Source organism: Micromonospora sp. NPDC007230, from assembly GCF_042869115.1.
Taxonomy (GTDB): Bacteria; Actinomycetota; Actinomycetes; order Mycobacteriales; family Micromonosporaceae; genus Micromonospora.
This window is the reverse complement of sequence record NZ_JBIAFE010000010.1, coordinates 1-12588: the sequence shown is the minus strand read 5'-3', so window position 1 is coordinate 12588 and position 12588 is coordinate 1. Positions and strand designations below refer to the sequence as shown.

The window sequence follows — 12588 nt, the reverse complement described above, 5'->3', positions numbered from 1 at the left end:
GCTCCCCCGGAAACCCTCGGTGGGCACCGTCCGTCCGGGGGTTCCGCCTCAGTGGCTGACGCCCAGCGTCGAGTCCTCGGTCAGCGGGGTTCCCTCCTCAAGATCGCACTAGTTCACGGAAAGAGTGGCTTCCGCGCGTCGGATGGCCACTCTTTCCGGGTAAAAGGGCCCTCGCACGCCGCGGAGGCACGGGGGTCTACTACGGGGGGTAGGATTGGGGCGTGACTCGGCTGGGTGATCTCGAACGTGCGGTGATGGACGTCCTGTGGGACCTGGTCCCCGGCACGTCGGACGGGGTGACCGTCCGCGAGGTCGCCGACGCCCTGGACGGGCGCGAGCTGGCGTACACGACCGTGATGACGGTGCTGGACCGGCTCGCCGGCAAGGGCATGGTGCAGCGCCAGCGGGAGGGTCGGGCCTGGCGGTACCGGGCGGCGGCCAGCCGGGAGGCGCACATCGCCCAGCTCATGCTCGACGCCCTCGACCTCGGCGGCAGCCGGGACGCCGCGCTGGTGCGCTTCGCCCGCTCGGTGACCGGCACCGAGGCGGAGGTGCTGCGCGCGGCGCTGAGCGCCGAGGCCGGGCTGACGGACCGGGTCGAGGACCCGCGGGCCGGGCAGCCGAGGCTGGCCGACGAGGCGACGGACCGGTAGGGCGGCGGCCGTGGCGTACGCCCTGCACTTCGCCGCCAGCATCCTGGCCTGTTGGCTGACCGCGGAGGTGCTCGCCGCCTCGACATGGACCTGGCGCGCCCCGCGGGTGGCGATCGTCTGCTGGCAGGCGGTCGGGCTGGCGCTCGGCCTCTCCGCGATGGGCCTGCCGATGGCGCTCGGCCTGGCCGCGTACGACCAACCGACCGGGAGCGCCCTGGTCGCCCTCGGCACCGACCTGGCTCACGGCACCCTGCCGGCCGGGGTCGGGGCGGTGCACCTCGGCCTGGTCGGGGTGGGCTTCGGCATCGGCGCGGTGCTGCTCACCACGACCATCCGCAGCGTCTATGGCACGGTCCGGGCCCAGCGCCGGCACCGGGAGCTGCTCAGCCTGGTCGCCCGCCGGGATCCGACTGTGCCGGGCGCGCTGGTGCTCGACCACCCGAGCGCGGCGGCGTACTGCCTCCCGGGGGTGAAGCCCCGGGTGGTGGTCAGCGCCGGCACGCTCAGTCTGCTGGACAGGGCCGAACTGGCCGCGGTGCTCACCCACGAGCGGGCGCACGCCCAGGAGCGGCACGATCTGGTGCTGCTGCCGTTCACCGCGCTCGGCCGGGCCCTGCCCTGGTTCCGCTGGGTGCGGCACGCACAGGAGCGGGTGGCGCTGCTGGTCGAGATGCGCGCCGACGACAAGGCCCGCGAGCTGCACGCCGAGGCGCCGCTGGCCGGGGCGTTGCGCCGGTTCGCCGCCGCCGGGCACCGGATCACGCCGGCCGGCGCGCTCGGCCTCGGCGACCGGGACCTCGACGTACGGGTGCAGCGGCTGCTGGTCCCGGACCGGACGCCCCGACTGCTCGGCGCCACCGCGCTGACCGTCACGACCACCCTGGCCGCCCTGCCGATCTCCCTCTTCCTGAACTGACCGAGCCACGACCAGCCGTGCCGCCAGGCCGCCCGCATAGGTAGGCAGGCTACGTGTAGGCTTGCTATGAAAAGCGAGCCAACCCGTGGGAGAACGACCATGGACCCCCTGCTCCTCGCCCGTCTGCAGTTCGCCACCACCACCTCGATCCACTTCCTCTTCGTGGTGGTCACCCTCGGCCTGGTCACCCTGCTGGTCGCGCTGCAGACCGCCGGCTTCATCACCGGCAAACCGGTGTACGAGCGGCTGACCCGCTTCTGGGGCCAGCTCTACGTGATCAACTATGTGCTCGGCATCGCCACCGGCATCGTGATGGAGTTCCAGTTCGGGCTGAACTGGAGTGGCCTGTCGCGGTACGTCGGCAACGTCTTCGGCGCGCCGCTGGCCATCGAGACGCTGGTCGCGTTCTTCCTGGAGTCCACGTTCCTCGGCATGTGGATCTTCGGGTGGCACCGGCTGCGCCGCGGCGTCCACCTCGCGCTGCTCTGGGGCGTCGCGCTCACCGCGTACGCCTCGGCGTTCTGGATCATGGTGGCCAACGCGTGGCTCCAGCACCCCGTCGGGTACGAGGTCCGCGACGGCGTCGCGCACCTCACCGACTTCGGCGCGCTGCTCACCAACCCCACCCTCACCTTCGCCTTCGGGCACGTGGTGTCGGCGAGCCTGGTCACCGGTGGGATGCTGATGGCCGCCGTCAGCGCCTGGCACCTCATCCGGCGTACCCACGACTTCGTGCTCTTCCGGAAGTCCCTGCGGCTCGGGCTGCTCACCTTCGCGGTCGCGGTGGTCTTCCTGATCGGGTTCGGCTTCGCCCAGTTCGGCCCGGTCGGGGAGCTCCAGCCCACCAAGTTCGGCGGCGGCGCCGACCGGGACGCGCTGGTCGCCGAATGGACCGCCCGGTTCGGCCCCGGCGACTACACCCCGCCGACGCTGTCCAACGTGGGTCTCGGCTTCATGATCCTGATCGGGATGGCGCTCTTCTTCGGCATCCTGGTGGTGCCGCTGCTCTGGCGGGACTGGATCATCCGGCTGCAGTTCCCGCTCTGGCTGATCCTGCTCGCCGTGCCGCTGCCCTTCGTCGCGGTGATCCTGGGCTGGATCGCCCGCGAGGTGGGGCGCCAGCCCTGGGTCGCGTACGGGCTGCTGCCGACCGGGCAGGCCGTCTCGCCGGTCGGCCCCGGGCTGATGCTCACCTCGCTGATCGGCTTCACCCTGCTGCTCGGCACCCTCGCCGTCACCAACTGGGTGCTGCTGGCCCGGCACGCCGCCCGAGGCGCGCACGACCCCGCCCTCGGCCGCCCGCCCGCGCCCGACACCGACACCCGTCCCCACCCCGTGTTCGCCTGAGGGAGCCCGCCATGGAACTCGCCTGGTACGCCCTGCTCGGCCTCTTCTTCGCCACCTACCTAGTCCTCGGCGGCTACGACTACGGCGTCGGGCTGCTCCTCGCCCGCGGCGGCACCCTCGCGGCGCGGCGGGCCGCGCTCACCGCCGTCGGGCCGTTCTTCCTCGGCAACGAGGTCTGGCTGGTGGCCGCCGTCGGCATCCTCTTCGGTGCCTTCCCCACCCTGGAGGGCGAACTGCTCTCCGGCCTCTACCCGGCCGTGCTCGGCGCGCTGGCCGGGGTGGTGCTGGTGACCGCCGGCGTGCAGTTGCGCAGCCGGCCGCACGCCGGCTCGGCCCGCGCCGGCTGGGACCGGGTGATCGTGGCCGGCAGCGTGCTCGCCGCCCTCGGCTGGGGCGCCGTGCTCGGCGGGCTGCTGCAGGGCGTACCGCTGGCGGCCGACGGGCACGTGGTCGGCGTGGGTCACCTCTTCACCCCGTTCGTGGCCGCCGTCGCGCTGGCGACGCTGGCGCTGGTCGCCGTGCAGGGTGCGACGTTCCTCACCCTCCGGCTGCCCGCCGCCGACACCCCGTCGGTCGCCCGACTGGCCCGGAGGCTGGTGCCGGCGGCGCTCGCCGCGGTCGCCACGGCCACCCTGCTGGGCCTGCTCTCCGACCGGGTACGCGCCGCCGTGGCGCGCCCGCTGGTCGCCGTACTCCTGCTGTCGGCGCTGGTCGCGGCGTTGCTGGTGGCCCGCACGGCGCTCGGCCGCGGCCGGGCCGGGGTGGCCTTCACGGCGACCAGCGCGGCGCTGGCGCTGCCGGTGGCGCTGATCGGGGCGGCCCTCTGGCCCCGGGTGCTGGTCTCCACGGTCGACCCGGCCGCCTCGCTGACCGTCGCGGACGCCGCGGCGAGCGGGCCGACCCTGTCCCTGCTGGGCTGGCTCGCGCTGCCGCTCGTGCCGGCCCTACTAGGCTTTCAGGCGATGTGCTGGTGGGTGTTCCGGGGACGGACCGACGGCAGGGCACCGGTGTACTGGTGAATCGCCGCCCGTTCGACCCGCGGCTGCTGCGCCGGGTCCCCGCGGCCCGGCGCGACCTCGCCGTGCTCGCGGTGCTGGGCGGGCTGACCGCGCTGCTGGTGGTCGCGCAGGCCACCGCGCTGGCCACGCTGCTCGCGACCGCGATCGACGGGCGGCTGCACCGGGCCGCGCTGGCCGGCTTCGGCGCGGCGGTCGCCGCCCGTGCGCTGGTGAGCTGGGCGCAGGGCACGGTGGCCGCCCGGGTGGCGGCGACGGTGAAGGCCACCCTCCGGGCCGATCTGCTCCGCGCGGTCGGACGGCACGGCCCCACCTGGGTCGCCGGGCAGCGGGCCGGGCAGCTCGCCACCCTCGCCGGCCGGGGCCTGGACGCGCTCGACCCCTACTTCACCGGCTACCTGCCGCAGCTCGTGCTGAGCGTGACCGTGCCGCTGGCCGTGCTGGCCCGGATCGTCCTCGCCGACTGGAGTTCGGCGCTGATCATCGCGTTGACCATCCCGCTCATCCCGATCTTCGGCGCGCTGCTCGGCTGGCAGGCGCAGGCCGCCACCGAGCGGCAGTGGCGGCGGCTGTCGCTGCTCGGCGGGCACTTCCTGGACATGGTGGCCGGGCTGCCCACGCTGCGCGCGTTCGGCCGGGCCCGGGCCCAGGTCGACGTGGTACGCCGGATGGCCGACGGACACCGGCAGGCCACCATGAAGACGCTGCGCATCGCGTTCCTCTCGGCGCTGGTCCTCGAACTGGTCGCCACCCTGTCGGTGGCACTGGTCGCGGTGCCGGTGGGCATCCGGCTGCTCGGTGGCGGGATCACGCTCTCCACCGCGCTGCTGGTGCTGCTGCTCACGCCGGAGGCGTACCTGCCGCTGCGTGCCGCGGGCAGCCGGTTCCACGCCAGCATGGAGGGGCTGACCGCGCTGGACGAGGCGCTCACGGTCTCCGCCCCGCCGGCCTCCGCCGCGCCGGCCGGCGTACCGGCGCCACCGCCCGACGGCCACGGCGAGATCCGCTTCGAGGGCGTCACCGTCACGTACGAGCGGACCACCGCGCTGCGCGACGTCACGCTGACCATCCGGCCCGGCGAACGGATCGCCGTCATCGGACCCAGCGGGGCCGGCAAGAGCACGCTGCTCGGCCTGCTGCTCGGCTTCGTCACCCCGACCGCCGGCCGGGTCACCGTCGGCGGGGTGGACCTCGCCGACGTCGACCTCGACGCGTGGCGGCGCCAGGTGGCCTGGGTGCCGCAGCTGGCCCACCTGTTCGCCGGCTCGCTGGCCGACAACATCCGCCTCGGCGCCCCGGACGCCGCCGACGCGGCCCTGGCCCGGGCGGTCACCGACGCGGCGCTGGACGAGGTCGTCGCCGGGCTGCCCGAAGGCCTGGCCACCCCGCTCGGGGAACGCGGCCACGGCCTGTCCAGCGGGCAGCGGCAGCGGGTCGCGCTGGCCCGGGCGTTCCTCCGGGACGCCCCGCTGGTGCTCCTCGACGAGCCGACCGCCCGGCTGGACACCGCCAGCGAGGCGGTCGTGCTGGCCGCCACCCGGCGGCTGGTCGCCGGGCGTACCGCGCTGCTGGTGGCGCACCGGCCCGCGCTGCTGACCGACGCCGACCGCATCCTGCGCGTCGAGGACGGCCGGGTCACCGAGCTGAGCCGGGTGCCGGTCGGGAAGGTGAGCTGATGAGCGGCCCCGACCAGCCCGGCGCCGTGCCCGGACCCGGGCGGCCGGACGACCCGGTTCCCGGGCGGCCCGAGCCGCAGGACGGCATGGTGGCGGGCAGCCCCGAGCAGCCGGGGGTCGTCTCCGGCGGCGACGTGGCGCCCGGGCGACCCGACCAGCCGGTGCGGGCCGTGCCGGGCGGCGTCTCGCGGGACGGCGTGACCCCGGCCGCACGTGACGTCGGCGCGCCGACCGCCACCGAGGCGAGCGCCCCAGAGCTGTTGCCGGACGGACCCGCCCCGACCGCCGCCGGCACGCCGGCCGCGGCAAGCAGGGGCGGGGCGCACGCCGAGTGGGCCGTGCTGCGGCTGGCCCGGCCCTGGCTGGGCCGGCTGGTGGGGGCCGGGCTGCTCGCCGCGGCCACCGAGTTCGCCGGGTTGGCCCTGATGGCCACCGCCACCTGGCTGCTGATGAGCGCCGCCGGGCGGCCGACGCTGGACCGGTTGACCGTGGCCATCGTCGCGGTCCGGGCCCTCGCCGTCAGCCGGGGCGTGTTCCGCTACACCGAACGGCTCGCCGGGCACGACGCGGTGCTGCGCATGATCACCGACGTCCGAGCCCGGGTCTTCGCCACCCTCGCCGCCCGGCGGGACGCCGCCGCCCAGCGGACCGGGGACGCGTTGAGCCGGCTCGTCTCCGACGTGGAAGCGGTGCAGGACCTGCTGCTGCGCGTGCTCGTACCGGGGTCCGCCGCCGCGCTGGTGAGCCTGCTCGCCGTCGGGGGCGCCGCGCTGATCTCGCTCCCGGCGGCCGGCGTGCTCGCCGTCGGGCTGGTGGTGGCCGGGGTGGCGCTGCCCACGCTGGCCACCGCGCTCACCCGCCGGGCCGCCGACGAGGTGGCCCCGCTGCGCGGGGCGCTCGCCGTGGACGCGGTCGACCTGACCCACGGGGCCGCCGACCTGGCCGCGTTCGGCGCGACCGACCGGGCGCTGGCCGCCGCCGAGGGGCGCGCCCGGCGCCTCGCCCGGCTGGAGCGCCGGCTCGCCGCGACCGGCTTCGCGGTCGACGCGACCGGTGTGCTGGTCAGCGGGCTCACCGCTGCCGCCGTGGTCGTCGTGGCGTTGCGCGCCGGCGTCGGCGGGGTGCTGGTCGGCGTCCTCGCCGTCGGCACCCTCGCCGCGGTCGAGATCGCCCTCGCCCTGGTCGGGGCCGCCCGGCAGCGGACCCAGCTCCGCACCGGACTGGCCCGGGTGGCCGCCCTGCTCAGCGCCCCGGCACCGCCCCCCGCCGCCGGTCCGGCGGCCCGCACCGGCGACCGGCACGACGTCCGGTTCGCCGGGGTGACCGTGCGGTACCGGGCGGGGGCGGCACCCGCCCTGGACGGGGTCGAGTTGGACCTGCCGGCCGGCCGCCGGGTGGCCGTGGTCGGGCCGAGCGGGGCCGGCAAGAGCACCCTGGCGGCGGTGCTCACCGGCGCGGTACGCCCCGCCGCCGGCCGGGTCACCCTGGACGGGGTGGAGGTGTCCGCGTACCCGGCCGAGGAGCTGCCCCCGGCGATCGGCGGGCTGCTCGCCGAGGCGTACGTCTTCCACGCCTCGGTCGGGGAGAACCTGCTGCTGGGCCGACCGCGGGCGACCGAGGAGGAGCTGGCCGCCGCCACCCGCGCGGCCGGCCTGCTGGACTGGGTACGCACCCAACCCGACGGCTGGGACACCGTCGTCGGCGAGCAGGGCGGACAGCTCTCCGGCGGCCAGCGGCAGCGGCTCGCGCTGGCCCGTGCCCTGCTGGCCGCCCCGGCGGTGCTGGTGCTGGACGAGCCGACCGAGGGTCTCGACCCGGCCGCCGCCGACGCCGTGCTCGCCTCGGCGCTGGCCGCCACCCCGGCCCACCACTCGGTGCTGCTGATCAGCCACCGGCTGAGCGGTCTGGCGGAGCTCGACGAGATCGTCGTGCTCGACGCCGGCCGGGTGGTGCAGCGCGGCCGGCACACCGAGCTGGTGGCGCAGCCGGGCTGGTACCGCGACCAGTGGCTGCGCCAGGAGGCGGCGGAGCGGGGCTACCTGGCGCTGGCACCCTGAGATACCCTTCCGGGAAATTCCCGGACGCGGTCCGCGCCGCAGGGTGGCAGGGTGGGTCCCATGCGGGGGTACACGGACGTGCTCGTGGAGGAACGGCTGCGGGAGCTGGCCGGCCAGCTGCACGGTCCGGCCAGCCTCAAGGCCGACCTGCTGACCGAGGCGCGGCACGCGTTGCTGGACGCCGCCGAGGCGTACCGGGAGGACGGGCTGCCGGCGGTGGAGGCCGGGCGGCGGGCGGTGGCCGAGTTCGGCAGCCCCGGCCAGCTCGTGCCCGACTACCAGGCCGAGCTGGCAGCCGGGGCGCTGCGCCGGCTGGCGCTCCGGGCGCTGGCGCTCGCGGTCCTGCTGATGGCCGGTGGCGACCTGACCTGGCGGGGGTCGAGCTGGAGCGACGGACCCCGCCCACCGGGGGGCTACCTGCTCCTGTCCGCCTCGCTGACCGCGATCTGGCTGCTGATCGCCGGCCTGGCGCTGGCCGGCCTGCTGTTCGGGGTCCTCGCGGCCCGATACCGGTCGTCCCGGCTCCCCCGGCTGGCCCGGGCGGCGGGCTTCGGGCTGACCGGCGGGCTGGCACTCGGCGCGGTCGCCGTCAGCGCCCTGTTCGGCTGGTCGGTCGGCCTCTGGAACGCGGCCCTGACCTGGCCCCCGATGATCATCGGCGCGGTGCTGGTGAGCGTCGGCTGGTTCGCGCTCGCCCGGGCGGCGCGCTGCTGGCTGCTGGCCACCCGCTGACGCCGTCGACGCGTGCTATGGCGGATTCGCGCGGCTCGCTCCCTCGGCCCGTCCGCGCCGGCCCGGCGGCCGGTCGGGGCAGTCAGGCCGGTGCGCCCGGCGGCTCGCCGGGGCCGAGGAAACGACCGACCGTGGCGCTGAACTCGCGCCAGCCGGCCCGTTCGCCGGCGAGCGCCCGCCCCCCGGCATCGGTGAGCTGATAGGTGCGCCGCTCCCGGCCGTTGACGGTGCTCCACGAACTGGCCACGTAGCCGGCGCGCTCCAGGCGGCGCAGGGCCGGGTAGATGGTGCCGGTGGGGAGGTCCAGGGTGCCGCCGCTGCGGGCCCGGAGCGCCTCGATGATCGCGTAGCCGTGCAGGGCGCCCTGCTCCAGCACGGCAAGCAGCAGCGCGTCGAGGTGTCCGTGCAGCGCCTGGGCCTTCATGTGTAGCAAGACTACTTGTCTGCCGGTCGGGATGCCACCGGGGTGCGGCTCCCGGCCGTACCGGGTCGCCGTTTAGGGTATGTGCGCAGAGTCACTCGGCGGCCGGAGGCCGCCGGGTGGGCAACCCGACAGCACACGGAGGTCAGCGTGGCCCGCCAGTCGCCCCACCGGCCCGACGCCGACGAGCCCGAGCTCGACGACACCACCCCGTCGGCCGCCGAAGACGAGGTCGAGGTCGACCGTCCGGCGGCGGACCGCGCGCTCTGGGACGAGCTGCGGGTCGACCCGGTGGAGATCGCCCTGCCCGCCGGCACCGGCTTCACCCTGCGGGCGTACCGGCCGGCGCGGGAGCTGACCCCGACCGACGTCGCCGAACGCGACCAGGACGACCCCTTCCTGGCCCGGCGCCAGGTCGTCGAGACCGAGGACGACGAGGAGGTGGTGATCCTCGACGAGGAGTTCGCCGCCCTCACCGCCGAGGACGAGGACGAGGACGAGGAGCGCCCCAAGGGTCGCCGGCGCGGCACGGCCGAGGCGGCGGACGAGGACGCTGAGGACGCCGACGAGGACGAGGACGAGGCGGACGAGGACGCGGGCGACGAGGAGGTGCCCGTCTTCCTCAGCCACCGCGGCAAGCTGCTGCTGTTCAAGTCCCCGGAGTCGCTGGTCAGTTTCATCCGTTCCGGCGCGCCCAACGACCTGTCTCAACTGGACAGCTGGAATGAATTGTCCGAACGGGTGGAACCGGGCGACATCGCCCCGCTGGACGAGGACACCTACGAGCTCGACCTCGTGGTGGAGAACCTCCGCGGCGGCCACGACGCGTGGGACCCCACGCTCCTCATCGAGGCCGGCGAGATCGCCCGTGACCTGGCGTACGCGCTGCAGCTACCAGCCGTGCTGGACATGCTCTCCGCGGGCTCGAGCCTCGACGATCTGGACGAGTCGCTGCGGGCGAGCGTCAACGGTGGACTCGGTGGTTTCCTGGGTCGGCGCCGGCTGAAGAAAATCGGGGCACAAACCGCAAGTTTGGGTTGGCGCACCATTGTCGGCAAGATCTCTGCCGTTGTGGACTGGCGCGACTGACCCGGACCGGGGAGCATCAGTCTCTGGCAGAGCATGACCTGTGTCCCGGGAGGAGGACGACGCCGTGGCGCTCGTGCGCGTGTACTGCGGTCTGGCCTCGGCGGATCCGGCCGACCGGCCTGCTTCGGCCGGTTCGACGCTGACGTCCGCTGTGGTCGACGACGCAGGCCGTCTGCTGCATGTCTACGAGATCGGCGACGACCCCGCTGGCTACGCCCAGCTGGTCGCGCTGCTCGTGGAGCGGTCGGGCGGGCCGAGCGGTGCGGCCATCGCCGCCGACAGTGACGACCACACCGTCACCTCGCTGCTCAGTGCGGCCGGTCGGCCACTGGCGATCGCGGACGACGACTCGGTCGACGACTTCGCCGAGCGCTTCGCCGACGACGACTCGCTGGAGGAGATGCAGTCCCCGCCGGCCGAGCGCCGCGCGGTCGGGCTGGCCCGGGCACTGCAGGCGGGCGCCCTCTCCGCGGTCACCCTGCCGGCCCCCCGGGATCTCGCCGGCTACAAGCAGGTCCTCGCCGCGCACGCCGCGCTGGCCAGCGGGCGGCACTCCGCCGCCGTGGCGCTGCGCGAGGTGCTCCGCGAGCTCTACCCGGCCGCCCTCCGCGCCTACCCGGACCCGGCCGAGCCGGTCTCCCTGGCCATCCTCGACGCGTTGCCGGAGCCCGGCATGCTCAGCGGCACGGTGGCCCGGGGCCGCGAGGGCGCCGCGGACGCGGTCGCCGCGCACCTCGCCAACGAGGGCGTCGCGGACGCCGACACCATCAACGACGCGGTCACCGCGCTGCGGGTCGCCATCGCCGAGACGCCTCGACGGGCCGCCGTCAACCGGGCGCTCACCGCCGCCGTCGCGGAGACGGTCCGGCAGGCCGTCTCCGCCGTCCGGGCCTGCGACGCCGGCTGCGAGGCCCTGGTCGACGCGCTCAGCGCCCGGGTGACCACGCCCGCCCCGGCACCGGGCCGCCGGGCCGTCGCCGGGCGAGGCGAGCCGGTCGACGATCGGCCCGCCCTCGGCAACACCGGCACCGGCCTGCGTACGGTCCGGCCGGCGGAGCCCGAGCCGGTCGGCCGGCGCACCCGCCCCGAGCCGGTCTCCGGGCCGGCCGCGCCCGCGTCGCCCCGTCCGCTCGGCCCGCCGCCGGTCGCCCCGGCACCGGTCGCGCCGCCGCCCGTCGCCCCCGCCCCGGTCACCCCGGCCGCCGCCAGCGGCCGGCCGACGTCCGCGCCGCCGTCGCGTACCGAGCCGACCGGCGCGCCGCTGCCGCAGCGGGCGGACGCCCCGGCCAACCGGCCGATCTCCGCACCGCCCCCGCCGCCGCCCGGTATCACCCCGATCGCCCCTGCCCAGCGGGGCAAGGTGCCGCCGGCCGAGGCCGGCGAGCCGTTCCGCCCGACGCTGACCACGGCGGCGATCAACAGCGCCCGGGCCGAGCGGCAGCGGACCGTCATCCCGCCCCGGCCCAAGACCAACCAGGAGCCGCCGACCGGCGGCTTCAGCGCCACCGACCTGAACGTCCCGGTGCCGACCCCGCGCCCCAACCAGGAGTCCGCTCCCCCGGGCTCCCGGGCCAACTGGCCGCTGGTCAACAACAGCGACGACCAGGACGACCGCGCCGTCCAGGCGCCGCCCGCCTACCCCTATGGCGGGGCCGTGGACGCGCCGAGCGACCCGGGCACCAGCCGGGTCACCCCGCCGTGGCTCGCGGACGACCTGCCGCAGGAGCCGCCGATGCTCCGCCTGGTGGAGCCGCCGCCGCTGGCCGACCGGGCGCTACGCGACGAACTGGACGCGCCGACCGACCCGGGCCTGGACGCGCCGTCCCTGCGGCTCGTCGAGCGGCAGGAGGCGACCAGGCCGGGCCGCCCGGCGCCCCGCGCCGAGCTGCCCACCCCGCCAGAGCGGCGGCCCGAGCCGAAGGAGCACCGGCCACCGCCGGTGTCCGACGAGGGCGACGGTGATCTGCTGATCTTCGCCCAGGCGAAGTCCGCCTGGTTCGTCGGGCACGGTGACGAAGCCGACCTGGACTGGTCGAGCACCGCGGACACCGGCTGGCAGGCCGCTCAGCAGGCGGCCCGCCCGTCGGTGGGTACGGAGACCAAGGCCGGCCTGCCGAAGCGGGTCCCGCAGGCCAACCTGGTGCCGGGTTCGCCGCTGCGCGAGGAGCGTCCACTGCGGATCGTCCGGAACGCGGCCAGCCTCGCCGAGAACACCACGGGTTACTTCCGGGGTTGGCGGCGCGGCCAGGAGATCGGCGGCTTCGCCGTCGGCGGCCGCCCCGGCCGGGAGGCCGCCGGTGGCTGGGACTTCAGCCGGGACACCGGCGACCGCGACGACGAGCGGGAGTACGAGTACCGTTCCGCCGGCTACCGGTCCTGACCCGCGCCGTACGGCTTCCCACCCGCGTGTTCCTGCCCGAGGGTGAATCGTGCTGCGCTGGCCCGGCGCACGTACGTCTACGGCTGCGGGCGTACCTGCCGATGCAGTTGTGACCGAGGGCATCAGCGAGGCGTTCGGTTTCGCGGCCGTGCGGCACGACGGTATGGACAGCGAGAAGCGGGCGGGGGGGGGCGGCCCCCCCCCCCCCCCGGGCCCCCCCCCCCCCGGGGGGGTTCCCCCCGGCCCCCCCCCCGGGGGGGCCCAAAAACAACCCCCCGCTGAAACAAAACTGGGGGGGGAC

9 protein-coding genes and 2 pseudogenes are annotated in these 12588 nt (G+C 76.0%); 10 read left to right on the top strand and 1 reads right to left on the bottom strand.

Annotated features, from left to right (window positions below):
- Positions 1-221: 221 nt before the first annotated feature.
- The 7 genes from ACFYML_RS15955 (at position 222) to ACFYML_RS15925 (ending at position 8397) form a co-directional block, all read left to right on the top strand.
- Entirely contained in the window at positions 222-653 is a 432-nt protein-coding gene (locus ACFYML_RS15955) for a BlaI/MecI/CopY family transcriptional regulator (protein WP_357437597.1), read from the top strand.
- A 10-nt stretch (positions 654-663) separates the two neighbouring features.
- Complete coding sequence (locus tag ACFYML_RS15950; protein ID WP_387421326.1) at positions 664-1569, top strand: M56 family metallopeptidase; 906 nt, start codon at positions 664-666, stop codon at positions 1567-1569.
- Between the two features lie 99 nt (positions 1570-1668).
- A complete protein-coding gene (locus ACFYML_RS15945; protein ID WP_387421325.1) occupies positions 1669-2916 on the top strand; it encodes a cytochrome ubiquinol oxidase subunit I in 1248 nt (415 codons plus the stop codon).
- 11 nt (positions 2917-2927) lie between these two features.
- A complete protein-coding gene (locus tag ACFYML_RS15940) occupies positions 2928-3935 on the top strand; it encodes a cytochrome d ubiquinol oxidase subunit II (protein ID WP_387421324.1) in 1008 nt (335 codons plus the stop codon).
- On the top strand, positions 3932-5608 hold the full coding sequence (gene cydD, locus ACFYML_RS15935) for a thiol reductant ABC exporter subunit CydD (RefSeq protein WP_387421323.1): 1677 nt from the start codon (positions 3932-3934) through the stop codon (positions 5606-5608). Before ACFYML_RS15940 ends, cydD begins: the two co-directional genes overlap by 4 nt.
- Positions 5608-7665, top strand: a complete 2058-nt coding sequence (cydC, locus tag ACFYML_RS15930; protein WP_387421322.1) for a thiol reductant ABC exporter subunit CydC — start codon at positions 5608-5610, stop codon at positions 7663-7665. The genes cydD and cydC overlap by 1 nt, the downstream gene beginning before the upstream one ends.
- Positions 7666-7725: 60 nt before the next feature.
- On the top strand, positions 7726-8397 hold the full coding sequence (locus tag ACFYML_RS15925; protein ID WP_387421321.1) for a permease prefix domain 1-containing protein: 672 nt from the start codon (positions 7726-7728) through the stop codon (positions 8395-8397).
- 82 nt (positions 8398-8479) lie between these two features.
- On the opposite strand, the gene ACFYML_RS15920 is transcribed toward ACFYML_RS15925, so the two are convergent.
- Positions 8480-8821: a PadR family transcriptional regulator gene (locus tag ACFYML_RS15920; protein WP_387421320.1), complete on the bottom strand. Its 342-nt coding sequence runs from the start codon at positions 8819-8821 to the stop codon at positions 8480-8482.
- A 147-nt stretch (positions 8822-8968) separates the two neighbouring features.
- Between ACFYML_RS15920 and ACFYML_RS15915 the strand changes: the two genes are divergently transcribed.
- The 3 genes and pseudogenes from ACFYML_RS15915 to ACFYML_RS15905 form a co-directional block, all read left to right on the top strand.
- Positions 8969-9907 (top strand): DNA primase, encoded by a 939-nt coding sequence (locus tag ACFYML_RS15915; RefSeq protein WP_387421319.1) that lies wholly within the window; start codon positions 8969-8971, stop codon positions 9905-9907.
- Positions 9908-9947: 40 nt separating this feature from the next.
- Positions 9948-11748: pseudogene (locus ACFYML_RS15910) on the top strand (transposase); the annotation flags it as partial.
- 74 nt (positions 11749-11822) lie between these two features.
- Positions 11823-12287 (top strand): annotated as a pseudogene (locus tag ACFYML_RS15905) (transposase); the annotation flags it as partial.
- Positions 12288-12588: the final 301 nt, after the last annotated feature.

Excerpts from the sequence above, each read along its gene's own strand:
- ACFYML_RS15945 (WP_387421325.1), top strand. The coding sequence starts at position 1,669 with ATGGACCCCCTGCTCCTCGCCCGTCTGCAGTTCGCCACCACCACCTCG.
- ACFYML_RS15940 (WP_387421324.1), top strand. The coding sequence starts at position 2,928 with ATGGAACTCGCCTGGTACGCCCTGCTCGGCCTCTTCTTCGCCACCTAC.
- cydC (WP_387421322.1), top strand. The coding sequence starts at position 5,608 with ATGAGCGGCCCCGACCAGCCCGGCGCCGTGCCCGGACCCGGGCGGCCG.
- ACFYML_RS15925 (WP_387421321.1), top strand. The coding sequence starts at position 7,726 with ATGCGGGGGTACACGGACGTGCTCGTGGAGGAACGGCTGCGGGAGCTG.
- ACFYML_RS15920 (WP_387421320.1), bottom strand. The coding sequence starts at position 8,821 with ATGAAGGCCCAGGCGCTGCACGGACACCTCGACGCGCTGCTGCTTGCC.